Origin of the sequence: Nocardioides ginsengisoli, assembly GCF_039537225.1 — a bacterium.
GTDB classification, from domain to species: domain Bacteria; phylum Actinomycetota; class Actinomycetes; order Propionibacteriales; family Nocardioidaceae; genus Nocardioides; species Nocardioides ginsengisoli.
In genome coordinates, this window is the sequence record NZ_BAABAC010000024.1 from 267,808 (window position 1) to 290,957 (window position 23,150).

A 23,150-nucleotide genomic window follows, 5' to 3' on the forward strand; every position below is an offset into this window, starting at 1 on the left:
ACCCCCCGATCGCTAGGGTTCTGCGACCCCCCTACGACCGCAGGAAGCGACCGGCATGACGCTGACCTTCACCGCAGAGGCCCACACCGAGGACGGCGTCGTCGAGCGGGCATTCACCCTCGACGGGATTCCCGGGATCCTCTGGACGCCGGCGTCACCAGCGGCGCCGGTGCCGTTGATCCTGCTCGGGCACCCGGGCGGCCTCGAGCAGCTGCGGCCGCGGCTCGCAGGGCGGGCACGGACGTCGGTCGTCGAGCTGGGGTGCGCGGCGGCCACGGTCGAGCTGCCCGGCAAGGGCGATCGGCCCGTGCTGGCCGAGGCGGAGCGGGCGCGCGCGGACCTGCGCGAGGCGTTCGCGGACGGCAGCGGGCCGACCGCCGACATCATCGACCGGCTGATCCTTCCGCTCGTCGAGCAGGCGGTCCCCGAGTGGCAGCAGCTCATCGACGAGCTGCTCGCCCTGCCTGACATCGAGGGGCCGGTCGCCTACTCCGGGGGCGTGATCGCCGTCGGCGTCCGGCTCGCGGTGGTCGAGCCGCGGATCGTCGCGGCGGGACTCTTCGCGGGCAGCTTCGTGCCCGCCGCCACGCTCGCCGAGGCGCGACAGGTCGCCATCCCGCTGCACGTGCTGCTGCAGTGGGACGACGCGGGCAACGACCGGCAGGCGGCGCTCGACCTGTTCGACGCCTTCGGCTCGCAGCAGAAGACCCTGCAGGCCAACCTCGGTGGGCACACCGGGGTGCCGGCCTGGGCCGGCGAGGACGCGGCGCGGTTCTTCGCCCGGCACCTGCGCCCCGCCGAGGGCTAGGAGACCTCGGGCCGCCGCAGCGCCCGGTCGACGACCGCCGGCAGATGGCGGATCGCGACGGCGGCGAGCCGGCTGTCCCGACCCGGTACGACGAGGAAGCCGCGCCGCCGCGGCAGTGCGCGCATCAGTTCGTCGGCGACCTCGTCGGCCGTCAGCGTGCTGACGCTCTCCTCGGCGGCGAGGACCTCGGCCGGCTTGTGCCGGTTCTCCTCCTCGAAGCCGGGGGTCAGCGTGTTCGGCGGGCACAGCACCCTGACCCGGATGCCGTACGGCCGCACCTCGCGCCGCAGCGCCTCGGAGAAGCCGATCACGCCGAACTTCGTGGCGCTGTAGACGGTGTAGCCGAACACGCCGGCCAGCCCCGCCATCGACGACGTGGTCACGATCGTGCCGCCGCCGGCCGCGCGCAGGTGCGGGAGGACGGCGCGGCAGACGTTGATCGTGCCGAGCAGGTTGGTGGCGACCATGCCGGTGACGTCGTCCTCGGGCAGGTCCTCGAGATAGCCGGGGCGGGCGTAGCCGGCGGTCGTCACCACCAGGTCCGGCACACCGCCCTCGGCGACCAGCGCCTCCACCGACTCGCGCACCGCCGACGCGGAGGTGACGCCGACCGAGCGAGCGGAGGCGCTGCGGGGCTACGACGACGAGCGTGCCGGCCGAGCACTGACGGCTCGGTGCGGCTCGACGTGTCAGCCGATGAGGAAGCCGTGGCCAGGGTGCGGCTCCCCGGACGGGGCCACTTCCAGGGCCGTGTAAAGGCTCTCGATCCACTCCAGCTCGGCGCTGTGGACAACGGCGCCGGCCGCGTCCGTGAACGCGTCGCGGTAGTTGTCGGCGCCCAGGCCCGGGTGCCGCGCCTCGAACGCGGCCACCTCCTCGCGCACCTGGTCCCACGTGATCGCCGGCGGCTCCTGGTCGACGCCGTCGCCTCCCTGCCCAGGCCCTGAATCGTTGCTCACCCGGTCACCTTAGGACGGTGCAGCGCTCGATACCCCGGGACCTTGGTCCCCAAAGTCGGGGATGCCCGGCGCCCGGCGGCGAAGCCGGTTACGTTGCCGCAACCTCGTACGAGGCATCACCAATTTTCGGGAGGAACAGATGACGAACACCAGGCGCCTGCGCCGACTCATCAGCGCGAGCACTCTGATCGCGGCGACGGCGGCCGTGGCGATCTCGCCCAGCCCCAGCGCCTCGGCCGATCCCAGCCAGCCCGTGACCGACAGCGCGCAGATGTACGCCGACGCCCTCGCAGCCCTCGGCGATGAGGGAGACTCGGACGCGGGACTCGGTGGCGTCACCTCCGAAAGCACGGACTCCGAGGATGCCGGGGCCGGCCTCGGCGCCGTCAGCTCGGAGTCGCTGGACTCGACCGCGACCGCATCTGCTGTAGGCGACGGCGAGGGTGGCGTCGATGGACCTGGCGACGTCCTCGGCCGCCCGTTGTATGTCTGCCTTTCAACGGCGAACCTACCCACGCTCAAGTCGGGCCCGGCCCGGGCCATTGGCACCGCGACCGTGGGTTGCAGCGGCAACCCAGTGGGCATCACGTTCCGCCTGCGACTCGAAGCGTATTACGGCGGCGGCTGGCACCTGATGACAGTCGATAAGGGCGCCGTCGCCGCTGGAACGACGAAGTTCAGCACGGCGTACCTGTGCGGCATCTCCACCCCGACGGCGTTCCGGACCGTCGGGAAGTTCTACCGCAGCGGCGTCGTGGTCGGATGGACCGCCTACAGCAGCTCGGAGCCTCTGTACTGCCGCTGACGGCCCGCGGCCGCGGGCTTGCGCGTTAAGACCAACTGAGGCCGAGGATCCTCAGCGCGTGCTCGACGTCTGGGTGTTCTGGCGACAGGGCGTGGTGCTCGATCCTGCTGAGCGTGGGGCTGACTGCGGCGTCGTCGGCCCCACGCTCGAAGACCGCCCACAGGGTGAGGTTGTCGCCGTGGCGGGAGGCGAACGTGATGCCGTCGAGCTCGGTCGTCGCGTGCAGGTGGGTAGCGACCGCCTGGGTCAGCTCCCGCGGACGCCCGTCCTTGAGGGCGGCGGCGTCGAAGTCGTGAAGGCTGAGGCGGTGCGCCAGGGCGACGAACTGCGGACGAAGGGCCGCGATCGTCTCGGCCGCCGTGACGGAGCAGAATCGGCCGGTGAGCACTGCTGTCGCGGCGGAGCGGGGCTCCAGCCAGGCGTACGGGATCTCGCCTGCTCGAGCCGTTGGATGCATGGCCGCGTCTTCGTCATCCTCGACAACGTCCTCGAGGTCGGCCGCGAGCGTGGGATCTGGCCGGAAGCCGGCCAGGGCCTCGAGCAGGCAAGCCAGCAGCGAGGACCCGGCATAAACGGTGCGAAAGTTGCCCTGCCGGTCGTCCCACCGGCCGTGGAACCGGCCATCTGCTCCCGCCCACTCCCAGCCCGACCATGCCCACGGCTCAGGCCTGAAGCCGACGCGCCAGACTTCCTCGGCCGCCTCGACGACGACCAGCCGGGGGCCTTCAGACACCAGCCCTGTCACCCGCCCGCCGCGAAGGCTCGAGCGGCGGCCAGGATCTGCGGGCCGACCTCGTCAAGCTCGGCCTCGCGCAGCAGCCGCGCCGGCGCGACGTCGTCCAGCCGGGGGTTCATGCCCTGGAACCATGCCTGGACCACTGCAGCGGAGTCCTTCTCGCGCAAGAGTGCCGCGATCCGGTAGGCCATCCGAAGGCGGTTGACCACCTCGGTCGAGGGCGTGCGCCCGTCGTGGGCGTCTGCCCACTGGCGCACCGCCCTGGTCTCACCGACGGAGCCCAGGTAGGCCACGAGCTTCGCACCGAGCAGGTCGCGCAGGCGCTCAACGAGTTCGGGCGTGGCCAGCCGAACGGACTCCTCATAGGCGCGGAGGTCGCCGCGGGCGACGGTCGACTGGATGCTCATGCCCATATTGTGTCACGACATGCGGCGTAGATACAGGGTCAGATCGCTTTCTTAATCACACCCTAAATCACGCCACCAATAACAGTTTCATGTCAGGACGTCCTGGTCGACCTCGACGTGCTCCTCGACGCCGAGGATCCCCAGGACGCCCAGGATCCGGGAGCGCGGCCACGCGCGGCGGCCGCCCAGCCCTGACCAGCCCCACGCTACGGCCCGAGCGATTCCCGTGATCGCTCGGGCCGAAACGCTTGCTCAGAGGGGCGGTCTTCACCGCCGATAACAAATCTTATGTCACCATCCATGCATCTTGCCCCCGGTCAACTCGGGTCCCGCATCGGGTGCCGCGAGCGCGCGTAGACCCGCAGTAGGTCGAGCACGCCGTACGCGCTGAAGCCCCCGAGCAGCATCAGCGCCAGCGGCCAACCGTCCACGTCGTGCCCGGACACAGCCAAGCCGACGCCCAGGCCGAGCGCGCAGGCACCCGCCGAGAAGCCCGCCGCGAACACGAACTCCACCCGGTAGCCGCCCTCCATCGCCGCCAGCAGGCCCCGCTTCGGCTCAGCCACCGGGAGGCCTCGGCGGTACTCGGAGGCCACGCGGCACCGCTCCAGGAAGTGCCTGACCGTCGGGCGGAACGTGAACGCGAGCGCAAAGAATGCCACCCACGTGATCGCGGCTGCAGTCCCGGTCGACGTGCCGGAGGCCTGGACGGTGACCGCCACGGCCGACGGCGCGGCGACGGCCCAAACGACGCCCTCCGCAAAGAACCAGACGGGCACGAGCAGGCCCGCCACAATCCGCGCGGTCGAGTCGTGGCGGATGTCCGTCAGGACCGGCACACGGTTGCCGTCGATCTCCGCGGCCAGCGCCTTAACCGCCCACTCCTCGGTCTTGCGAAGGCGCGCCCGCAGGGTGAACTGGTCGACCGCCAGTGCCACCGCGGCCAGCGAGGCGACCGCGGCGACGGTCGCGCCGACCACCTTCAGCAAGTCCTCCACGCCGGGCACCGTACCCGAGCGGCGCACCAGGCTGTGGCGAGTCGCCCCTGCCCCGCGGCGAGCCGCAGGGCAGGGGCGTCTCGTCTAGCCTTGCCCGCGTGCCCGGCCTGGATCGACTCGTCTACGTAGCCGGCGACAAGAACACCTTCACGGCCCTCGTTGGCCGCTGGCAGCGCGAGCGCATGGCCGGCCAAGCCGCACTCGAGGCGATCGCTAGGGCGCGAGCGGCGATCACGGCGGCGGAGCACGAGCTTGAAGCCCCCGTGGGCGCGGCGCGGGCGACCGGGGGCATCTGGGAGGAGATCGCGCGGGCTGCTGGGATGCGACGGCTGTCCGCCCATGAGCGCTGTCCGGCCTCCGCTTCGGCGGTCATCTCGTGACGCAGCGGCCGAGTGGCGTCGACGCCTCGCGACTGGTGGCGGTGCACATCGGTCAGCACCCTCCAGGGTCGGAGGCTGAGAGCGTTCAGCTTCGGATCTGGGAGAACGCTCGCGAAAGCCGTAGCGGCAGTACGGACGACCACCTCCGCGTGCCGGCAGACGTCGACTGGGAGAGGCACGGGCTCACACCCCGGTGGATCGGCCAGGAGACCGCCGACTGCGTCGCCGCGATCGACCCGGGTCACTACGCCGGCCGCGGCGACACCGAGCGGAAGCGATTCCTCGCCGGCGCCAAGTCACGTGGGGAAGTCGCCGTCGTCATCGCCGGGATCGGCCATGCGGTCGCCAACAACCCGTACTCGTGGAACATCTTCGGCCCACCAGGCGGCCGCGTGTGGGTCACGGGCTACACCACCATCTCCGGCCGCCGTCTCCCGGCAGGCACCAGGCCGCAGCTTGCGGACGACCTCTCCCCCGCCGATCGCGACCTCGCGCTTCGGATCGTGAACCAGAGCAGCGACAACTCGGCGTGGTGGTCGCTAAACCTAGAAGGCGCGACGACGGTACGCGGCGACGGCTGGGGCGGGGAGACGCGGCATCAGGCGGAGGGTCGCTTGGTTCCGATTCTGGTCGACGGCCTCGGCGACCCGATCGTGGCAGCGTGGATGTCCGACACGGAGGACGAGTGCTGGTACATCATCCCTGACGGAACTGACTGGGACACGGTCCTCGGATGGCTCATTGCTCACGGACTCCCCGAGCTCGTGCCGAGCGCACTGCGACGGGTCAGGTCGTCACACTTCGAGGACCCCGCCCTACAGACCCGGTCCGAGCGCGACGCCTCACAAGCGCTGACGAAGCTCGAAGAGGAGTACGACCGCGAACGGTCGGCAATCCACGAGCGCCTGGATGCCGCTCGCGTCCGCGCAGAGCGGGTCCGCGACGGGCTTCTGTTCGGGACCGGTGCGCAGGTGGTCGTCGCAGTGCGAACCGTGCTCGAGGACTGCGGTCTCTCGGTCATCGACCTCGACGCCCAGTTCGACGGCAAGTCAGCCGACCTCCTGGCAACCGGCCCTGGCGGGCGACGGCGCCTGATCGAGGTGAAGGCGACCGCCGGCATGCCCGGCGAAGACAAGGCCCGTGACCTCATACGGCACCTCAGCACGTGGCCCGAGCTGTGCCCGAACGAGCCCGTCGACGGCGGCGTTCTCATCGTGAATCACCAGCACCGTCTTCCTCCACCCGAGCGCTCGCCGAAGGTCTTCACGCGCCCCGAGTTCGTCGCGACACTGACCTTCCCGGTACTCCCTTCCTGGCGGTTGTTCCGTTGGTGGGCCGAGGAGGACCACGCGTCAATCGTTGATGCCCTGTTCCCCGAAGGTCAGGCGAAGCTCGGCCCACGGCTCCCCGGGCCGAGCCCGAAGACCGAGCGCCGGTGGTGGTCACGCAGCCGGTCTTCGTGACCAGACTTGGCGTCGATGAGGTGAAGCCAGGCAATCGGTCCCATCCGCTGTACAGGTCGCCCAGGGTGTCGCCGCGGCCGGGGTCGGCGACGAGGAGGTTGAAGATTCCGCGGCAGTAGGTGGCGGGCCCCGCGCTCCCCCACGGCTTGGGCCGTTGACCACGCAGGCTGCTCGACCACGAGGTGGTGCGATCGCTACGCCCTCGCGAATTGCTCACGCGGATGACAAGATCCGACCGACTCGGCGAGCGTCGGCAGCGTCGGGCTTTCCGCGGGTCCCTTGGTCGGGCAAGCATGAAAGCGCCATCCCGAACTAGTGAAGGGACGTTCTCTCTTAGAAGCCGATCATCGCCGTCTTCGGAAATCGCCAAGGCCGTGACATGTACTACGAAATCAAGGGATGGCTTACAGGAGCAAAGATCTTTACCTACATCGCCGAGAAATACCCTGACTATGCCGAGTTGCTAGGGGTTCGCCTCTAGAGAGAGGGAGGGCGATGATCGACACCACACTGAGGGTAGTGCTTGATGTCATTGCCGGATCGGTGCTCGCAATCCTTGTCGTTCGCTCCGCTACGCACCTGACGGCCGCTGCAGCGTGGTTCGTAGTGGCCGGCACCCTTGGGCCCTTGATTACTTACCTGGCGCTCAGCACTCGCGGGTACCGAGGGGTGATCTCGCTCGACCTTGCCTACGCGTCACTCCTGGCAGTAACGGCGATTCGGTCACGCGGGAACATCTGGCGATTTCTTCCCGAGGAATACTGGCGGAATATCGAAGAGGAGGGCCGGCCACCGCGGCTACAGATGGGCGTCGTCGACCTGGTGGCCTTTCTTGCGTTGTATCTTTCGCTGGAACACTTCATAGGAATGGGCATCCTGGAGTAAATAGCGTTACTGGGCATCGCCGCGGGCGCGGCGTAGCCCCGCATGCCTGTGGGGACGGTCGCCGTTGCGGCCGTCCCCACGAGTCCGGCCTTCTACTGTGTCTGGGGCCTGGGGTCGTTGGAGCGGTCGCGAACCTTGGGCGTTTGATATCTGTTTCTCTCACCGGTCAGGTGGATCGGGTTGGCCTTGGCTCCTAGGGAAGAGCCCTTCATCTTGAAGCCCTTTCGGGTCTTCGCTCGGTCGTCGAGGATGATGGCTTCTTGATCGGGACCGAAGGCGTCGAGATAGTGGTCGACTAGATGGCGGATTTCAGTTGCGCAGGGACTGGGTGCGCTGCTGGCTCTCTGCGTGAGGGCCAAGAGTGCCCGCGCCTGCTGCTCGAGCCACATATTGAGGACCGCGAGTTGAGTTCCCCTTCGGGCGGCTTCATTTGGCGAGAGGTCGTTGACCTGAATCCCTCGGACAACGTCAAGAAGCGGTCCGAAGGTGGTGGGCTGTTGAGCGTGTAGATCAAGCAGCATTTTGCAGAGGTCGATTCGGCTCTTTCGCACCCTGAAGTAGCGGCGCAGCTGCGGCCGAGCCGGTGGGGCGACAGACTCGAGTGCCTCAGCGTGGCCCTTGCGGCGCGCGGCCGTGACCCAGCGATTGAGGGCGATTAGCTCAGTAACTGACGCCGGTCCGACAGACTGGTTGGACACCGTGATGATAGATGACCAGATGGCGCTGGGGCCGATCCTGGTACTAACACGGCTGTCTACCTCTCCGGCTCTCCTCGGGGTTCCACGGACGGCGTCGGTCCCGTGGGAACCGACCCGTCGCGGCGCGGCGGACTCAGCGGACGAGGCAGCACTTCCCCCGGCTGCTGGGATGTCCGCGGCGGCTCCGCAGGCGTCCCGGCTGTCGGGCTGCCACGTCCGTGGCTACGGGACACTCGAGGCGTCGGATCCTTGCCGTGGGGGCTGTGGGCGCCGTAGGCGCTCGCGTTCTCGGCCGCTGGCGGCCGGGCCCTAATGGCACGTGCGGTCCATGCTCAACGCTGCTCGCTGGCCGGCCCCGTGAGGGGAGGACAAGCAGTCTCGCCCGACACGTTCGAACTCGTGTAAATGAGTTTTCACCAAAATCTGTCACGCGGCCTCGCGAACGGTCCTACGCTTCAGGCCGCGAGCTGGACGCATGGGGCGTCTCGGGGGAGCGCGTTCGCATCGCGCGCGCAGTGGCCATCGGGCCCCTACTGAGCCCGCGGGAGTCTGGAGGTAGCACGTGCTTAAGAGAACTATCGGGGCTGTGGGGATCGGGGCGCTGATGGCGAGCGCGCTCTACGCTCCCGCAGCCACCGCCGCGCCGAAGGATGCGCCCGCCGTTGCAGCTCCAGCCGTGTCAAGCGGGACCACCGCGTCCGCCGACAACATCCTCGGCGACGTCCTGAGCAACCTCGACGGTGTACTCGAGGCGGTCGTCGGGGCGCGGGTGACCGCCTGGTGGATCCCGGGACAGCACACGGCGGAGGTCGGCGCTGAGCTGCCGATCCAGAAGATTGGGAGCGTCCTGACTCTGGGTGACGGCTCCTTCACGCTGCCGTTGAGGTCGACCCAGAAGATGGTCCAGGAAGCCGCGGCGAACGGGGGGGTACATCAACCTCGAGCTCGGCGTGCTCGATGAGGCGCTCGGGAAGTACGACACGACTACGGTCATCCGGAAGCTCAACCTGCTGGGCCAGTGGGGATTGCCCGACTTGGTGAACACGGACACCGACGTCGATGGCACCGGTGACCCGGCTGACCCCGACGGTGGCGACGACCCAGCTGACCCCGATCCGGCGGCTCTGACAGCCGGCAAGGCCAGCCCGCTGGCGGAGAACCCTCAGGCGCAGCCGAGTTTCGTCCTCACCGAGGACTCGCCTGACGCCGCCGGAACCCCGACCACGTCTGGTGCGACGAGCCGGTCCGTCGCCGCAGCTGAAGCCTCCATACCTACGTACCTGCCGTGCAGCTTCATCGTCGACGCGCATCCGGTCCGCTCGGTCAACGTCGTCGAGTTCCACAACGCCAGCAACAGCAATGGCAAGTGGACCTACGGCGAGAGCGCCGACACTGATCTTGAGGGTGGGATCGACTACGCCGGGGATGACAAGGGCTGGTCGGCCCATGGCTCGGGTCACATCGGCAACAGCAAGGGCGCGACGGTCTACCGCTCGTACAGCGGCGGCTCGAAGGCCAACAACTACGGAACCTCGACCTTCAAGTACACCGACGGGCACTACCAGGGCTATGGGCAGGGAAAGTGGTGCCAAGACACCACCATCTCCCCGGGCAGCTACGTCAAGGTCCCCGGCTCCTGGTACGGCGGCGTCGGCTCCAACACCGCGGACGGATCGGAATTCATCGGCTGCGCCAAATCCCCGCAGTCCGGTCACCGCAACGAATACCCCAAGGGCAGCGGCTTCACGCGAGACAAGAACAGTTCGGCCAAGATCGGCGCAGCCGTGAACCTTGGGCCGATCAAGGTCGGCGCACGCAGCGGATACTCGAAGAACGTCGTCCTGCATTGGGACGTCGTCCGCGGTCACGGAATCTGGTTGTGCGGAACCAACTACGGGCCGATCGACGCGGGTGTCATCCACGCGCAGAATCAACCCTAGGACCGACTGAGTGAGACAACTGATCCACAATCGACTGGCCGCCGTGCTGGTCCTGACGCTGTGCATCTTCTTCGGAGCATGTGACAGCAAGGACGGCGCGGGGGCCGGTCGAGGGACCGGCCCGGTCAGCTTCGATTCCAAAGATGGTGGGGAACAGTGGGCGTTCGTCCGAGCAGCCAAGGGCCAGCAGGTGGTCTTCGGCGCCCTTGGCGTCACTAACCATGGCGACGAGGCCGCGACGCTGACCAGCGCCATCCTCACCGGACCCGACGATGTCGTCGCTGATGAAGGTGCCCGGCTGGCGACGGTGCTGGTCCGCCCCGTCGCGGCGGGTGCGGACTACGTCGGCGCCGCCGTGTGGCCGTTCAAACGCTATGCCGAAGGCGCGGCGCCGCTTGAGGGCTACAAGCTCGCGCCCCATGCGACGGCCGAGCTGCTCTACATCGTGAACGTCAAGGAGCAGGGCCACTGGTTCTGGCCTCGCAGCGAGGTGAGGTACACCAGCGGCGGCAAGAGGTACCACGACTCGACCTCAACTGGATTCCTCGTCTGCCCACCTGGTCTCGATCGTTCCTGCGATCCGCCGGACTGACGAGGCCCAGACGCGGCGCCTGTCTGACCCGCCGGCCGCCGTGCGTCCGCCTGGTCATGGCTGCGGGGCGGAGGAGATGGTGCGCAGACCACCACTCCCCCGCCCCACAGCCGTTGCGGGATGCTCTGGACGCGGGCCGAGGAGCGCCAGGGCGGCGTCCAGCTTGGCCGGTGATCGCGACAGGACGACGACGTCCGCGCCCTTCGCGACCAGCCGGGCCGCGACCGACAGGCCGATCCCCTCCGAGCCACCGAACACGAACGCGCGGGTCACCATGCGCCCACCCTGGCAGAGCCGCCCCTCAGGCGTGCCCGAGATGCTCTTCGAACACCAGCACCGTCTGCGTCGCGAGCACCTCCGGCAGCGCCTGGATCCGCTCCAGCACCAGCTCGCGCAGGTGCTCCGCGTCGCGCGCGCGGACGAGGATCACGCAGTCGAAGTCGCCCGCCACCAGCGCGACGTGGGCGGCCTCCTCCAGCGCCCACGCCTTCTTCCGGAACGACTTCCAGGTGTTCTGCTTGATCCGGACGTGGATGTAGGCCGGCAGCCCGAGGCCCAGGGCGGCCGGGTCGACGTCGATCGTGAAGCCCCGGATCACCCGGGTGTCGACGAGCCGCTTGACCCGCGCATAGGCGCTGGCGCGGCTGATGCCGAGGCGCTCGGCGACCTCCCGGATCGACGTCCGGGAGTCGGCGCGCAGAATGTCCAGGATTCCGAGGTCGACCGCGTCCACGCCGGACAGACTGCCACCATTCGCCGGTCCGCGGTAGCCATTCGTCTGACGACACTCGCAAATCTGTGGACCAGGTCACAGACTGACCCCATGTTCGAGGAAGCGCAGTACTTCGCCCCCGTGACCGCCGACGACGACGGATCCCTCAAGGTCCATCTCGGCGCCGACCACCCCGGCTTCGCCGACCCCGACTACCGCGCGCGCCGCGACGCGCTGGCCACCCTCGCCAACAACTGGACGCCCGGCACCCCGGCGCCGTACGCCGACTACACCGCCGACGAGCACGAGGTCTGGCGCGTGGTCAGCGAGGCGCTGGTCACCAAGCACCGCTCCTACGCCTGCCGCGAGTTCCTCGACGGCAAGGAGTCGCTGGCGCTTCCGATCGACCACATCCCCCAGCTCGCCGAGGTCAGCGAGTGGCTCGCGCCGCTGACCGGCTTCCGCTACCAGCCGGCCGCCGGCCTGGTGCCGCTGCGCGAGTTCTACGGCTCGCTCGCCGACAAGGCGTTCTGGTCGACGCAGTACGTGCGCCACCACTCGGTCCCGCTCTACACGCCCGAGCCCGACGTCCTGCACGAGGTCGTCGGCCACGGCAACACCCTCGCCAACCCGCGCTTCACGGCGCTCTACGAGCTCGCCGGCCAGGCCTCGCGCCGGGTCCGCTCCGCCGACGCGCTGGAGTTCGTCAGCAAGGTCTTCTGGTTCACCCTCGAGTTCGGCGTCCTCTGGGAGCAGTCCGAGCTCAAGGCCTACGGCGCCGGCATCCTCTCCTCCCCCGGCGAGATCGAGGCGTTCCGCGGCATGACCATCCGCCCGCTCGACATCGGCGAGATGGGCAGCATGACCTACGACATCACCGACTACCAGAACGTCCTCTACGTCGCCGACTCCTTCAGCCAGCTCGAGGACGTCGTCGGCACGTTCTGGGCCGAGTGCACGGACGACTCGATCGCGGCGCTCATGGAGCGCCACCCGGCGCACACCTGAGCGGCTCGCCTGCGGGGCTGGTCTCCGTCGTACCGGACGTTCGGGTCGTCGATTCGGGGACACAGCGACCCCAACGTCCGGTACGACAGGAGACCGACCGGCTCCGGCTAGGAGCGCGCGCTCCGCGCCGCCCAGGCGACCAGCTCGCGGGCCGGTCCCTCGGGCGGCTGGGGGCCGCCCTTCCACACCGCGTGCAGCCGGCGGGTGAGGTCGAGCCCGGTCACCGCGATCCGGACCAGCCGGCCCGTCGCCAGGTCGTCGCGTACGGCGTGCGCCCCGACCGCCGCGGGCCCCGCGCCCGCCGCGACGGCCGCGCGCACGGACGCCGTACTGGACAGCTCGAGGGCGGGTGCCGCCTGCGGCAGGCCGTTGCGGACCAGTGCCCGCTCCAGGACGGTGCGGGTGCCGGAGCCGACCTCGCGGACCACGAGCGGGGTGCTCGCCAGCGTCTCCGCGCTGACCCGGCGCCGGGGCCGGGCGGCCCACGGGTGACCGGGGCCGACGACCACGACCAGCTCGTCGGTGCCGACCAGGCGGCGGCGCAGCCCGCGCGGCGCCTCCGGTCCCTCGACGAAGCCGACCGCGACCTCGCCCGCCTGCACCAGCTCGGTGACGCGGACCGTGTTGGTCGCGGTCATCGTGATCTCGGTGGGCTGCTGGCCGCGCTGCAGCTGCTGGGTGCGCAGGCCGACCAGCCAGCCGGGCAGGAGGTGCTCGGCGATGGTGAGGCTCGCGGCGATGTCGAGATGGCCGCGCCGGTCGGCCCGGAGCGCGGCGATGCCGGCGTCCAGCGCCTGCGCCGCGTCGAGGACCCGGTCGGCCCACTGCACCACGAGCTCACCCGTCGCGGTCAGCGACGACCCGCGCTTGGTGCGGGCCACCAGGGGCTCGCCGACGAGGGCCTCCATGGTCCGCACCCGGGACGACGCCGCCTGCTGGCTGATGCCCAGCTCGCTCGCCGCGGCGCCCAGGCTGCCGGTGCGGGCGACCACGACCAGCAGCTCCAGGGCACGCAGGTCCGGGACGTGGGAGCCGAGCACACTCACAACCTATCTTTGTGAGCACCCAACCACAACCTCGTTCTGTGAGCACCCCCGCACCCCGCAGACTCGTCAGCATGACTCTTCGTGTTGCGATCGTCGGCGGCGGCCCGGCGGGCATCTATGCCGCCGACATCCTCACCAAGGCCAACGAGGCGGGGCAGGCCGACGTCTCCGTCGACATCCTCGAGCGGCTGCCCGCGCCCTTCGGCCTGGTCCGGTACGGCGTCGCGCCGGACCACCCGCGGATCAAGGAGATCATCAAGGCGCTGCAGCGCGTGATCGCCAAGCCCGAGGTCCGCTTCCTCGGCAACGTCGAGTACGGCGTCGACGTCAAGCTCGAGGACCTGCGCGAGTTCTACGACGCCGTCGTGATCGCCACCGGCGCGATGGCCGACCGCGACCTCGGCATCCCCGGCGAGGAGCACTCGCTCGGCGCCGCCGACTTCGTGTCCTGGTACGACGCCCACCCCGACGTCCCGCAGGAGTGGCCGCTCGACGCGACCAGCGTCGCCGTCCTCGGCGTCGGCAATGTCGCGCTCGACGTCGCCCGCGTGCTCGCCAAGACCGGCGACGAGATGCTGGTGACCGACATCCCGGCACACGTCCACGCCGGCCTGCAGGCGAAGACGATCACCGACGTGCACGTGTTCGCGCGCCGCGGCCCGGCGTACGCCAAGTTCTCGCCGCTCGAGCTGCGCGAGCTCAACCACTCCCCCAACATCGAGGTGATCGTGCACCCCGAGGGCTTCGACGTCGACGAGCACGGCATGGAGCACATCGCCCAGCACAAGGCCCAGAAGATGGTCCTCAACACGCTGACCAGCTGGGTCGGCGCCGACCCGGTCGGCAAGCCGCACCGGATCCACCTGCACTTCGCCGAGGCGCCCGTCGAGATCGTCGCCGACGCCGACGGCGCGGTGACCGCGCTGCGCACCGAGCGGACCCACTCCCCCCACGCCGACGGCAACGTCGAGGGCACCGGCGAGGTCACCGACTGGGAGGTGCAGCAGGTCTACCGCGCGATCGGCTACCGCAGCTCGGCCCTGCCGGGCCTGCCGTTCGACGAGCGCGCGGCCGTGATCCCCAACGCGGGCGGCCGGGTGCTCGACCTCGACGGCGCGCCGATCCCCGGCACCTATGTCACCGGCTGGATCAAGCGCGGCCCGGTCGGCCTGATCGGGCACACCAAGTCCGACGCGGCCGAGACCGTCGCGAACCTGCTGGCCGACACCACGCCGACCGCGACCGCGCGTCGTACCGAGGACGTCGACGCCTACTTCGCCGAGCGGGACGTCGCCGTCGTCACCCACACCGGCTGGGAGCGCCTCGACGCGCACGAGATCGCGCTGGGCGAGGCCGAGGGCCGGACCCGGGTCAAGGTCGCCACCCGCGCCGGGATGCTGGCCGCGGTCAGCCCAGCGTGACGTTCCAGGCGTCGTAGGCGTAGACCCAGTCGGCGTCCGCGCTGGACTTCAGCCAGGTGTTGCCGCGCGAGCCGATCTGGATCCGGCCGGTGCGCGGCAGGCGGGCCGTCTCGTAGGCCTTCAGCGCCTGCTCGACGTCGTCCTCGCCGAGCGCGATCGAGCGGGCCAGGACGACGGCGTCCTCGATCGACATCGCGGCACCCTGGGCCATGAACGGCATCATCGGGTGGGCCGCGTCGCCGAGGAGGGTGGTCCGGCCGGACGACCACTGCGGCAGCGGGTCGCGGACGTAGAGCGCCGACTTGAGCACCGAGTCGCAGGCGTCGAGCAGGGCCCGCGCCTCCGGGTGGAAGTGCTCGTACATCGCACGCAGCTCGACCACGTCGCCGGGCGTCGTCCACGACTCCTCGGTCCACGAGTCCTGCGGCGTGGTGGCGAAGATGAAGGTGTCGCGCCCGCGGTTGAGCGGGAACGTGACGATCTGCGTCTCCGGGTCGGGGCCCCACCACTTGGTGAAGGCGTCGAGGTTGGGGACGTCGAGCCGGTCCGACGGGACGACGGCGCGGAAGGCGACGACCCCGGTGAACTCGGGGCTCTCCTTGCCCAGCAGCGCCGAGCGGACGGCGGAGTGGATGCCGTCGGCGCCCACCGCGACGTCCACCTCGGCCGACGTGCCGCCGTCGAAGCCCAGCCGCACCGGGCCGCCCGGCTCCTGCTCGAGGGTGGTCAGCCGGTGACCGAGCCGGATCACGTCGTCCGGCAGCGCGTCCTCGAGGGCCGACAGCAGGTCGGCGCGGTGGACGGTCAGCTGCGGGGCGTCGTACTTGCGCTCGGCGGCGTCGCCCATCTCCAGCCGTGAGGTCTCCTCGCCGGTGTCCCACGTCCGGCTGATCCGGTACGTCGGCCGCGCGGCCGTGTCGCGGATCGCCGCGCCCACGCTGGCGCCGAGCCCGTCGAGGGCACGGACCGCGTTGGGGGTGAGGTTGATGTCCGCGCCCACCCGGCCGAACTCGGGTGCCTGCTCGAAGACGGCCACCTCATGACCGAGGTCGCGGAGTGCGATGGCGGCGGCGAGTCCCCCGATGCCGCCTCCGACGATGCCGACGTGCACGCTCATTGTTCTCTGCCCTTCACTCGAAAGTCGCTCAGTCGGCCCAGGCGATCGGCCCGGACGTCCCCAGATAGATGCTCTTCTGACGTTGATAGGCGCGGATCGCGCCGATGCCCTTCTCACGGGAGGAGCCGCTGTCCTTGACGCCCCCGAAGGGCGTCGCGATCGACAGCTGCTTGTAGGTGTTGATCCAGACGGTGCCGGCGTCGATGGCGCGCGCGAGGCGCCAGGCACGGGCGAAGTCCCGGGTCCAGATCCCGCACGCCAGCCCGTACGTCGTGTCGTTGGCCGCCGCGATCACCTCCTCCTCGTCGCGGAACCGCAGCGCGACGAGGACCGGGCCGAAGATCTCCTCGCGGACGATCCGCGCGTCGGCGGCGAGCCCGTCGATCAGCGTCGGCCGCAGATAGCTGCCGGCGGCCAGGTCCGGGTCGGCGGGCCGGACGCCGCCGGCGCGCAGGGTGCCGCCCGCGGCGAGGCCGTCGGCGATGAACCTCTCGACGGAGTCGCGGTGGGAGGCGGTGATGAGCGGGCCGAGCTGGGTGCCGTCGGCCCGCGGGTGCCCGACGCGCAGCGCGTCGGCGCGCTCGGCCAGCCGGGCGACCACCTCGTCGTAGACGCTGTCGTGGACGAAGAGCCGCGACCCGGCGATGCAGGACTGCCCCTGCGAGCTGAAGATCCCGTAGAGGATGCCGTTGACGGCGACGTCGAGGTCGGCGTCCGGCAGGACGATCGTCGGCGACTTGCCGCCGAGCTCGAGCGAGGTGGTCTTGAGCAGGCGGGCCGCGGTCGCGGCGAGCTCGCGTCCGGTGTCGGTGCCGCCGGTGAAGGACAGGTGGCCGACGCCGGGGTGCTCGACGAGCGCCTGGCCGACCGTGCGGCCCGGGCCGGGCAGCACGCTGACGAGTCCCTCGGGCAGACCGGCCTCGAGGAGCAGCGCGCCGAGCTCGAGCGCGAGCAGCGGCGTCCACGCGGCCGGCTTGAGGACGACGGCGTTGCCGGCGGCCAGCGCGGGCGCGACCTTCTGCGCGTCGGAGGCGATCGGGCTGTTCCACGGCGTGATCGCGCCGACGACGCCGATCGGCTCGTGCACCGAGAAGCTCAGGTAGTCGCCGCGGGAGGGCGGGATGGTGCCCTCCTGGGTCTCCAGCAGCGCCGCGACGTAGCGGAAGGTCCCGGCGGCGCTCGCCACCAGTCCCCGGGTCTCGGGGAGCGGCTTGCCGTTGTCGCGGCTCTGCAGCAGGGCGAGCTGCTCGCTGCGGGCCTCGATCAGGTCGGCGGCTCGCGCCAGGTAGCGGGCCCGCTGGTGCGGAAGCATCGTGCGCCAGGTCCGCTCGGAGCGCGCGGCCTCGCCCCGCCGTACGGCGCGATCGACGTCGGCCGGCGTCGCGCCGGCGACCGTGGCGACGGTGCTGCCGTCGGCCGGGTCGACGGAGACGATGTCGGCGCCGGAGCCCTCGACCCACTCGCCGCCGACGAGGATCCGGCCCTCGGGGGCCAGGCGGGTGGCGCTCATGCGGGTGCTCCCGGGACGTGGACGGGCGGGGTGAAGGGCCGCGGCATCGGCGGGTACGACGCGAGGTCGATCTCGACGACGACCGGGCCGCCGTGCGCGACGGCCTGCTCGAGCGTCGCCGCGACCGCGCCGGGCTCGGCGATCCGCAGGTGCTCGAGGCCCAGCGACCGGCACAGCAGGCCGTAGTCGGGGGTGAGCAGGTCGACGCCCGAGCGCGGGCTGCCGAGCGAGTCCTGCATGTTGCGGAGCACGCCGTAGCCGCCGTCGTTGAAGACGAGCAGCACCAGCCAGGGCTGCTCCTGCGCCATCGTGGTCAGCTCGCCGAGGTGGACGGCGAGCCCACCGTCGCCGACGATGCCGACGGTCGGCTGGTCGGGACGGGCGAGCGCGGCGCCGATGGCCATGCCGAGGCCCTGGCCGATGCCGCCGCCGCGCGGGAAGACGTTGGCGCGGACGTCGTACGTCTCGAGGAGCCGGTTGCCCCACGCGCTCGACGCGATGGTGACGTCGCGGGCGACGACGGCCTCGCGCGGCAGCACCTTGCGCAGCGCGTCGGCGAAGGCGGCGTGCTCCCCCAGGCCCGCGCGCTGGGTCTCGCGCACCGCGGCGCGGGTGACGCGCACCTGCTCCGCCCAGGCCGGCCGGGGCTGGGCGCCGGCGGCGGCGAGGCCGTCGACGACCGCGTCGAGGAAGGCCGCCGCGTCGGCGACGACGCCGAGCGTCGCCGGGTAGACGCGGCCGATCGCGGCCGGGTCGAGGTCGACCTGGACGTGCTCGGCCGGTACGGCGAGCCCGTAGTCGCCGGTCTCGTTGGACCGGAAGTGCGTGCCGATGCTCAGCAGCAGGTCGGCGTCGCCGAGCAGCGCCCGGCCGCCCGGAGTGGTGGCGTAGTTGCCGATGCAGAGCTCGTGGTCCTCCGCCACGGCGCCGCGGCCGGAGTTGCTGGTGAAGAGCGCGGCGCCGGTGAGCTCGACCAGCCGGCACAGCTGCTCCCCCGCACCAGCGACGCCGCCGCCGGCCCAGATGGCGGGCCGCTCGCTGCGGCGCAGCAGGGCGACCGCCTCGGCGACGCGCACCGGGTCGGCCGCCGCCACCGCGGCGCGCTCGGCCGGCGCGGGCAGCGCACCCGGGACGGCGTACTGCAGGTCGATCGGCCACTCCACGCTCACCGGACCGCCGGGTGCGGCGAGCGCCCGCTCGGCCGCGTCCTGCAGCAGGACGCCGGCGGACGCGGCGTCGGTGACGGTGACCGCGTGCTTCGAGACGGCGGTCAGCATGCCGAGCTGGTCCTTGGTCTCGTGGATGAAGCCGCGCCCCGAGCCGAGGTAGGGCGTGTCCACCTGCCCGGTCACGTGCAGCACCGACGTCCCCGAGCTGAGCGACTCGACCAGCGAGCCGGCGGCGTTGCCGGCGCCGGTGCCGGTGCTCGTCAGCGCACAGCCCAGCCCGCCCGTGGCACGGGCGTAGCCGTCGGCGGCGTTGACCGCGCTGGCCTCGTGCCGCACGGGCACGAAGCGCAGGTCACGGGCGACCGCCTCGACCAGGGGGAGGTTGTGGACGCTGACGACGCCGAAGACGGTGTCGACGTCGTACCGGCGCAACAGGTCGACGAGCAGGTCGCCGCCGGTGCGGTCCGGTGCCGGGCTGGTCATGGTGCTCCTCGGGGACTGGAGTGGAGAGGATGAAGAGGGATGGGGGTGGTCAGAACAGGCCGCGGGACACGCCGCCGCACACGTCGAGCGCGGCGCCGGTGACGTACGACGACCGGGGCGAGAGCAGGAAGGCGATCGCCGAGGCGACCTCGTCGGCGCGGCCGAAGCGGCCGAGCGCGATCCCGCGGTCGGTGGCGATGTCGCGCTCCCAGGTGGCGTAGTCGCGCGCGTCGCCGGAGCCCTCGTAGCGCCGGCGCCACTGGCCGGTGTCGACCAGGCCGAGGCACACGGAGTTCACGCGGACGCCCTGGGCGGCGTACTCGACCGACATCGACTTGGTCAGGTTGAGCAGGCCGGCGCGCGCCGCCGAGGTCGTGACGAGGCGCGGCTCGGGCTGCTTGGCGAGGACCGCGTTGACGTTGACGACCGACGCGACCGGCGACGTCGCGAGCCAGGGCAGCGCCTCGCCGAGCACGTTGAGGACGCTGCTGAACTTGAGGTCGAGCTCGTCGAGGAAGTCGGCCCGGTCGACGTCGGCGAGGCCCGCCATCCGGGACTGGCCGGCGTTGTTGACGACGCCGTCGATGCCACCGAAGGTCTCCCCTGCGGCGGCGACGAGCGCCGCCACGGCATCGGGGTCCCGGACGTCGCACACGCGGGACAGCAGGTTGTCGGGCGACCCCAGCGCCGCGGCCGCAGCCTCGAGCGCGTCGGCGCGGCGCCCGCAGGTGACGACGCGGGCGCCCTCGCCCAGGAGCAGCTCGACGGTGGCCAGGCCGACCCCCGAGCTGCCCCCGGTGACGAGGTAGGTGCGGTCGCGAAGCTCCAGGTCCACCGGTCAGTCCCGGCTGACGCCGTGCATCGCCGACGTCTCGGGGTAGGTCGGGACCTGCGGCTTCTGCGCGCCGATGATGACGCAGAAGAGCGCGTCGGTCTCGCCGTTGTTCTTCAGGCTGCGCGGCACGCCGGCCGGGACGACGATCATGTCGCGGTAGCCGAGGGTCCGCTTGACCACCTGGCCGTCGCGGTGGATGCCGACCTCGACCTCGCCCTCGAGGACGAAGAAGGCCTCCTCGGCGTCGTGGTGGGTGTGCTCGGGGCCCTCCGCGCCCGGGGGCAGCAGCATGTTGGAGAACGTGAAGCCGCGCGAGGCGATGGTGCGCCGGTCGTTGTCGTGGTTGCCGGTCGCGCCGGACCCGACGTACCGGATCTGGGCGCGGCGGAACTGGTCGCCGGCCTTGGCCTGGAAGCCGAGGGTGTCCCAGTCCTCGTGGCGGGTGGCCTGGGTGAGGATGAGCGAGTCGGTGAACTCCGCCAGGTCGGCGTCGTCGTACTGCAGGGTCATCGGGTGGTCCCTTTCTCGGTGGGCAGAGCGTGGATGACGGTGGTGGGTTCGTGCGTTCCTGGCAGCGCTGCCGCCAGGAGGTCGGCGGCGCGGGTGAAGCCGCGCAGCCAGGCGTTGACCAGGGCGGGGCGCTCCTGGTTGGCGAGGTGACCGGCGCCCGGGACGAGCACCAGCGCGGAGCCGGGGATGCCGGCCGCGATCTCACGGGCCCGGTCGGGACCGGTGACGCGGTCCTCGGCGCCGGCGATGACCAGCGTGGGTACGGCGATCCGCGCCAGGTCGCCGGTCAGGTCGGCCGACGCCATCACCTCGGCGGCGCCGGCATAGCCGTCCGGGCGGACGGCCGACGCCATCGTGGCGACGGCCTGTTCGACGAGGGCCGGGTCGGCGTCCGGGGCGAGCAGCCGCGGGCCGCGCTCGCGGGCGAAGGCGGCGTTGCCGAGCCGGACCAGCTCGCCGGCCCGTTCGCGCATCTGGGCCGCGCGGGCGGGGTCGACGCCGGAGCCGAGGCTGGCGCCGACGACGGTCAGGCTGCGGATCAGCGCGGGGTGCGTGGCGGCGGTCCGCAGCGCGAGCACGCCGCCCCACGAGACGCCGACCAGGTGCACCGGCTCGTCGCCGAACTGGTCGTGGGCGAGCGCGACGGCCCGCGCGACGTAGCCGTCGAGGTCGAGCGGCGCCTCGAGGTCGGACGACGCCGCATAGCCGGGCGCGTCCCAGGCGACCATCCGCAGCTCCTCGGCGAGCGCGGACAGCTGGGGGGCGAAGGCGACCGACGACGAGCCGATGCCGTGCAGCAGCAGCGTCGGGGCGCCGGTGCCGGCCCGGCGGAAGGCGAGCACCACTCAGACCACCCCGGTGGGGCGGCCGACCAGCGCGGCCAGGGAGCGCAGCACCGCGTGCGGCACGACGCCGCTGGTGCGCGGGTTCTCGGCCGACGGGAGGTTGCGGATCTCGAAGCTGTAGCGACCGGCCTCGCCCTCGGCCCGCACGTGGTGGCAGGTCAGGTCGGCGGCCGGGTCGGCGATCAGCCGGACGTCGACCTTGTCGAAGTCGCCGACGACCCAGCCGAGCGTGGCCGCGACGTTGAGCGAGCGCGGGAACATCCGGGTCGCCTCGCGGGCGTTGCCGTGGAAGACCTCGACCGGCGCCGTGGTGGCGCGCAGACGCTCGGCGTCGGCGTCGTCCATCCAGGGCTGGACCAGCGTGGCCGGCAGCTTGGTCGTGGTCACCTCGACCCGGGTCATCGGCCCCTGGGCGGCCGCCGAGGAGAGGATGTCGAGACCGCCGATCGCGCCCGCGGTCAGCACGAACCGTCCCGGGCCCGCGGCCCGGACGGCGGCCGCGACCTCGGGGTCGGCGAGCGCCCCGACCGACGAGATGAGCAGGTCGATGCCGCGGTTGAGGATGTCGGCGGCGCTCTGCGCGATCACCGACTGCCCGGCGCACTCGACGACCACGTCGGCCTGGTCGAGCGCGGCCTCCAGCCGCAGCTGCGGGACGCCGAGGTCGCCGACCGAGCGGCCGTCGACCACGGCGACCGGCACCACGCCGGGCAGCCGGCCCTCGCGGAGCGCGGCGACGACGCTGGCGCCGATCGCTCCGCCGCCGATGACCGCGACGCGCACGGGGTCGCCGTACGGGCGGGTCATGACGCGCTCACCGGCTCGGACGCGGCGGGGGCGGCGGGAGCGGCGAGCGCGCCGCGGTCCTCGATGCCCGCCATGTGGGTGCGGACGTCCTGCGAGGGCGGGCCGGCCGTGCCCCACAGGTCGGACAGCTCGGGCACCCGGCGCCAGACCCGGCAGAGCCACTGGTCCTCGACGACCTGGGCGACGTCGGAGGTGTACTCGCACACCAGGCCGGCCGGGTCGGCGAAGTAGGAGAAGGTGTTGTTGCCCGGGCCGTGCCGGCCGGGGCCCCAGAGCGGCGTGATGCCGTGGTGCTTGAGGGAGCCGATGCCGCGCATGAAGTGGTCCATCGACGCCATCTCGTAGGCGACGTGGTTGACCGACGTCCAGGCGGCCTGGTTGAACGCGATGCTGTGGTGGTCGGTGTTGCAGCGCAGGAACGCCATCTGGTGCTCCGACCAGTCGGAGACCCGCATGCCCAGCACCTGCGTGTAGAACTCCACGGCCCGGTCGATGTCGACGGTGTTGAGGACGACGTGGGTGACGCCGATCGGCACCGCCTGGTCGCGGCTGCGCGGCGTGACCGAGAAGAGGTCGCAGCTGAGCTCGACGCGGCGGCCCTCGGGATCGACGAGCACCAGGCCGTAGCCGCCGCCGACGTCCTCGAGCGAGCCGGGCTCGCGCAGCAGCGGGACGCCGAGCGCGGTCAGCCGGCGGGCCGCCTCGTCGACCTCGGCCCGGGTGCGCACCGCGAAGCTGATCCGCCCCAGCGCGTTGCGCTCGGCGCGGCTGAGCTGCAGCACGTGGTGGCTCGGGCCGGTGCCGCGCAGCCAGGTGTCGTCGGTGTCGCGGTCGACGACCGAGAGCCCCCAGACCTCCGAGTAGAAGTCGCTGCACGCGGCGATGTCGGGGACGTGCAGCTGGACCGAGCGCAGCGAGTGCAGTCGCACGACGGGCTGTTCCATGATCGCCTCCAAGTTTCTTTAGGTCTTAATCTTTAAACACTTATTTATTCACCGTCAAGCATGTTGGCTAGA

The 23,150-nt window shown here is 71.3% G+C and carries 26 protein-coding genes and 1 pseudogene; 10 read left to right on the forward strand and 17 right to left on the reverse strand.

What is annotated here, in order from left to right; all coding sequences use genetic code 11:
• Positions 1 to 55: 55 nt before the first annotated feature.
• Positions 56 to 808 carry an alpha/beta hydrolase gene (locus tag AB4880_RS14540; RefSeq protein WP_367919929.1) on the forward strand — a complete coding sequence of 251 codons (753 nt, stop codon included), beginning with the start codon at positions 56 to 58 and terminating at the stop codon, positions 806 to 808.
• Here the strand turns inward: AB4880_RS14540 and AB4880_RS14545 are convergent.
• Positions 805 to 1,422: pseudogene (locus AB4880_RS14545) on the reverse strand (SDR family NAD(P)-dependent oxidoreductase); the annotation flags it as partial. The gene AB4880_RS14540 and the pseudogene AB4880_RS14545 overlap by 4 nt on opposite strands.
• 75 nt (positions 1,423 to 1,497) lie before the next feature.
• Positions 1,498 to 1,767 carry a hypothetical protein gene (locus tag AB4880_RS14550; protein ID WP_367919930.1) on the reverse strand — a complete coding sequence of 90 codons (270 nt, stop codon included), beginning with the start codon at positions 1,765 to 1,767 and terminating at the stop codon, positions 1,498 to 1,500.
• A 139-nt stretch (positions 1,768 to 1,906) separates the two neighbouring features.
• On the opposite strand from AB4880_RS14550, the gene AB4880_RS14555 reads away from it, so the two are divergent.
• Complete coding sequence (locus AB4880_RS14555) at positions 1,907 to 2,572, forward strand: hypothetical protein (RefSeq protein WP_367919931.1); 666 nt, start codon at positions 1,907 to 1,909, stop codon at positions 2,570 to 2,572.
• A gap of 25 nt (positions 2,573 to 2,597) precedes the next feature.
• Here the strand turns inward: AB4880_RS14555 and AB4880_RS14560 are convergent, their stop codons facing one another.
• The 3 genes from AB4880_RS14560 to AB4880_RS14570 all read right to left on the reverse strand — a co-directional run bounded on the left by AB4880_RS14560 (position 2,598) and on the right by AB4880_RS14570 (position 4,713).
• Positions 2,598 to 3,317: a hypothetical protein gene (locus AB4880_RS14560; RefSeq protein ID WP_367919932.1), complete on the reverse strand. Its 720-nt coding sequence runs from the start codon at positions 3,315 to 3,317 to the stop codon at positions 2,598 to 2,600.
• On the reverse strand, positions 3,314 to 3,715 hold the full coding sequence (locus AB4880_RS14565) for a hypothetical protein (protein WP_367919933.1): 402 nt from the start codon (positions 3,713 to 3,715) through the stop codon (positions 3,314 to 3,316). The genes AB4880_RS14560 and AB4880_RS14565 overlap by 4 nt, the downstream gene beginning before the upstream one ends.
• A 317-nt stretch (positions 3,716 to 4,032) precedes the next feature.
• Positions 4,033 to 4,713, reverse strand: coding sequence for a hypothetical protein (locus tag AB4880_RS14570; protein WP_367919934.1), 681 nt, complete (start codon positions 4,711 to 4,713; stop codon positions 4,033 to 4,035).
• A 98-nt stretch (positions 4,714 to 4,811) separates the two neighbouring features.
• On the opposite strand from AB4880_RS14570, the gene AB4880_RS14575 reads away from it, so the two are divergent.
• From AB4880_RS14575 to AB4880_RS14585, 3 genes are all read left to right on the forward strand, one after another.
• Positions 4,812 to 5,093 carry a hypothetical protein gene (locus tag AB4880_RS14575; protein WP_367919935.1) on the forward strand — a complete coding sequence of 94 codons (282 nt, stop codon included), beginning with the start codon at positions 4,812 to 4,814 and terminating at the stop codon, positions 5,091 to 5,093.
• Positions 5,090 to 6,556, forward strand: a complete 1,467-nt coding sequence (locus tag AB4880_RS14580) for a hypothetical protein (protein WP_367919936.1) — start codon at positions 5,090 to 5,092, stop codon at positions 6,554 to 6,556. Before AB4880_RS14575 ends, AB4880_RS14580 begins: the two co-directional genes overlap by 4 nt.
• Positions 6,557 to 7,051: 495 nt before the next feature.
• On the forward strand, positions 7,052 to 7,441 hold the full coding sequence (locus AB4880_RS14585) for a hypothetical protein (RefSeq protein WP_367919937.1): 390 nt from the start codon (positions 7,052 to 7,054) through the stop codon (positions 7,439 to 7,441).
• A 92-nt stretch (positions 7,442 to 7,533) separates the two neighbouring features.
• Here the strand turns inward: AB4880_RS14585 and AB4880_RS14590 are convergent, their stop codons facing one another.
• Positions 7,534 to 8,139, reverse strand: coding sequence for a hypothetical protein (locus tag AB4880_RS14590; protein WP_367919938.1), 606 nt, complete (start codon positions 8,137 to 8,139; stop codon positions 7,534 to 7,536).
• Positions 8,140 to 8,743: 604 nt separating this feature from the next.
• Between AB4880_RS14590 and AB4880_RS14595 the strand changes: the two genes are divergently transcribed.
• The 3 genes from AB4880_RS14595 to AB4880_RS14605 are packed head-to-tail and all read left to right on the forward strand — an operon-like array spanning position 8,744 to position 10,671.
• Positions 8,744 to 9,100 (forward strand): hypothetical protein, encoded by a 357-nt coding sequence (locus AB4880_RS14595; RefSeq protein WP_367919939.1) that lies wholly within the window; start codon positions 8,744 to 8,746, stop codon positions 9,098 to 9,100.
• On the forward strand, positions 9,090 to 10,079 hold the full coding sequence (locus tag AB4880_RS14600) for a hypothetical protein (protein ID WP_367919940.1): 990 nt from the start codon (positions 9,090 to 9,092) through the stop codon (positions 10,077 to 10,079). Before AB4880_RS14595 ends, AB4880_RS14600 begins: the two co-directional genes overlap by 11 nt.
• Positions 10,080 to 10,089: 10 nt before the next feature.
• Positions 10,090 to 10,671 carry a hypothetical protein gene (locus tag AB4880_RS14605; RefSeq protein ID WP_367919941.1) on the forward strand — a complete coding sequence of 194 codons (582 nt, stop codon included), beginning with the start codon at positions 10,090 to 10,092 and terminating at the stop codon, positions 10,669 to 10,671.
• 54 nt (positions 10,672 to 10,725) lie between these two features.
• On the opposite strand, the gene AB4880_RS14610 is transcribed toward AB4880_RS14605, so the two are convergent.
• Positions 10,726 to 10,947: an SDR family NAD(P)-dependent oxidoreductase gene (locus AB4880_RS14610; RefSeq protein ID WP_367919942.1), complete on the reverse strand. Its 222-nt coding sequence runs from the start codon at positions 10,945 to 10,947 to the stop codon at positions 10,726 to 10,728.
• A gap of 25 nt (positions 10,948 to 10,972) precedes the next feature.
• Entirely contained in the window at positions 10,973 to 11,404 is a 432-nt protein-coding gene (locus tag AB4880_RS14615) for an Lrp/AsnC family transcriptional regulator (protein WP_367919943.1), read from the reverse strand.
• 90 nt (positions 11,405 to 11,494) lie between these two features.
• Here AB4880_RS14615 and AB4880_RS14620 point away from each other — a divergent pair, with 90 nt between their 5' ends.
• Positions 11,495 to 12,391, forward strand: coding sequence for a phenylalanine 4-monooxygenase (locus AB4880_RS14620; RefSeq protein ID WP_367919944.1), 897 nt, complete (start codon positions 11,495 to 11,497; stop codon positions 12,389 to 12,391).
• A gap of 107 nt (positions 12,392 to 12,498) precedes the next feature.
• Here AB4880_RS14620 and AB4880_RS14625 read toward each other — a convergent pair whose 3' ends face one another.
• Positions 12,499 to 13,431, reverse strand: coding sequence for a LysR family transcriptional regulator (locus AB4880_RS14625; RefSeq protein ID WP_367919945.1), 933 nt, complete (start codon positions 13,429 to 13,431; stop codon positions 12,499 to 12,501).
• Positions 13,432 to 13,508: 77 nt separating this feature from the next.
• Here AB4880_RS14625 and AB4880_RS14630 point away from each other — a divergent pair, with 77 nt between their 5' ends.
• Positions 13,509 to 14,858, forward strand: coding sequence for an FAD-dependent oxidoreductase (locus AB4880_RS14630; protein WP_367919946.1), 1,350 nt, complete (start codon positions 13,509 to 13,511; stop codon positions 14,856 to 14,858).
• On the opposite strand, the gene AB4880_RS14635 is transcribed toward AB4880_RS14630, so the two are convergent.
• From AB4880_RS14635 to AB4880_RS14670, 8 genes are read right to left on the reverse strand one after another with little or no spacing between them, the layout of a single operon-like run.
• Positions 14,845 to 15,975 (reverse strand): FAD-dependent monooxygenase, encoded by a 1,131-nt coding sequence (locus tag AB4880_RS14635; RefSeq protein WP_367919947.1) that lies wholly within the window; start codon positions 15,973 to 15,975, stop codon positions 14,845 to 14,847. The genes AB4880_RS14630 and AB4880_RS14635 overlap by 14 nt on opposite strands.
• A gap of 28 nt (positions 15,976 to 16,003) precedes the next feature.
• Positions 16,004 to 17,485 carry an aldehyde dehydrogenase gene (locus AB4880_RS14640; protein WP_367919948.1) on the reverse strand — a complete coding sequence of 494 codons (1,482 nt, stop codon included), beginning with the start codon at positions 17,483 to 17,485 and terminating at the stop codon, positions 16,004 to 16,006.
• Positions 17,482 to 19,137, reverse strand: coding sequence for a thiamine pyrophosphate-binding protein (locus tag AB4880_RS14645; protein WP_367919949.1), 1,656 nt, complete (start codon positions 19,135 to 19,137; stop codon positions 17,482 to 17,484). Before AB4880_RS14645 ends, AB4880_RS14640 begins: the two co-directional genes overlap by 4 nt.
• 49 nt (positions 19,138 to 19,186) lie before the next feature.
• Positions 19,187 to 19,972 (reverse strand): SDR family oxidoreductase, encoded by a 786-nt coding sequence (locus AB4880_RS14650; RefSeq protein WP_367919950.1) that lies wholly within the window; start codon positions 19,970 to 19,972, stop codon positions 19,187 to 19,189.
• 3 nt (positions 19,973 to 19,975) lie between these two features.
• A complete protein-coding gene (locus AB4880_RS14655; RefSeq protein ID WP_367919951.1) occupies positions 19,976 to 20,482 on the reverse strand; it encodes a cupin domain-containing protein in 507 nt (168 codons plus the stop codon).
• Positions 20,479 to 21,327 (reverse strand): alpha/beta fold hydrolase, encoded by an 849-nt coding sequence (locus AB4880_RS14660; RefSeq protein ID WP_367919952.1) that lies wholly within the window; start codon positions 21,325 to 21,327, stop codon positions 20,479 to 20,481. Before AB4880_RS14660 ends, AB4880_RS14655 begins: the two co-directional genes overlap by 4 nt.
• Positions 21,328 to 22,134 carry an aspartate dehydrogenase domain-containing protein gene (locus tag AB4880_RS14665; RefSeq protein ID WP_367919953.1) on the reverse strand — a complete coding sequence of 269 codons (807 nt, stop codon included), beginning with the start codon at positions 22,132 to 22,134 and terminating at the stop codon, positions 21,328 to 21,330. It lies immediately after the preceding gene.
• The gene (locus AB4880_RS14670) at positions 22,131 to 23,078 is read right to left on the reverse strand and encodes a VOC family protein (protein WP_367919954.1); all 948 of its coding nucleotides are present in this window, start codon (positions 23,076 to 23,078) and stop codon (positions 22,131 to 22,133) included. Before AB4880_RS14670 ends, AB4880_RS14665 begins: the two co-directional genes overlap by 4 nt.
• Positions 23,079 to 23,150 lie beyond the last annotated feature (72 nt).

Bases quoted from the DNA above. Each gene is read 5' to 3' on its own strand.
- AB4880_RS14540 (WP_367919929.1), top strand. From the start codon at position 56: ATGACGCTGACCTTCACCGCAGAGGCCCACACCGAGGACGGCGTCGTC.
- AB4880_RS14555 (WP_367919931.1), top strand. From the start codon at position 1,907: ATGACGAACACCAGGCGCCTGCGCCGACTCATCAGCGCGAGCACTCTG.
- AB4880_RS14565 (WP_367919933.1), bottom strand. From the start codon at position 3,715: ATGAGCATCCAGTCGACCGTCGCCCGCGGCGACCTCCGCGCCTATGAG.
- AB4880_RS14585 (WP_367919937.1), top strand. From the start codon at position 7,052: ATGATCGACACCACACTGAGGGTAGTGCTTGATGTCATTGCCGGATCG.
- AB4880_RS14595 (WP_367919939.1), top strand. From the start codon at position 8,744: ATGGCGAGCGCGCTCTACGCTCCCGCAGCCACCGCCGCGCCGAAGGAT.
- AB4880_RS14610 (WP_367919942.1), bottom strand. From the start codon at position 10,947: ATGGTGACCCGCGCGTTCGTGTTCGGTGGCTCGGAGGGGATCGGCCTG.
- AB4880_RS14620 (WP_367919944.1), top strand. From the start codon at position 11,495: ATGTTCGAGGAAGCGCAGTACTTCGCCCCCGTGACCGCCGACGACGAC.
- AB4880_RS14630 (WP_367919946.1), top strand. From the start codon at position 13,509: ATGACTCTTCGTGTTGCGATCGTCGGCGGCGGCCCGGCGGGCATCTAT.
- AB4880_RS14635 (WP_367919947.1), bottom strand. From the start codon at position 15,975: ATGAGCGTGCACGTCGGCATCGTCGGAGGCGGCATCGGGGGACTCGCC.
- AB4880_RS14640 (WP_367919948.1), bottom strand. From the start codon at position 17,485: ATGAGCGCCACCCGCCTGGCCCCCGAGGGCCGGATCCTCGTCGGCGGC.
- AB4880_RS14645 (WP_367919949.1), bottom strand. From the start codon at position 19,137: ATGACCAGCCCGGCACCGGACCGCACCGGCGGCGACCTGCTCGTCGAC.
- AB4880_RS14655 (WP_367919951.1), bottom strand. From the start codon at position 20,482: ATGACCCTGCAGTACGACGACGCCGACCTGGCGGAGTTCACCGACTCG.
- AB4880_RS14665 (WP_367919953.1), bottom strand. From the start codon at position 22,134: ATGACCCGCCCGTACGGCGACCCCGTGCGCGTCGCGGTCATCGGCGGC.
- AB4880_RS14670 (WP_367919954.1), bottom strand. From the start codon at position 23,078: ATGGAACAGCCCGTCGTGCGACTGCACTCGCTGCGCTCGGTCCAGCTG.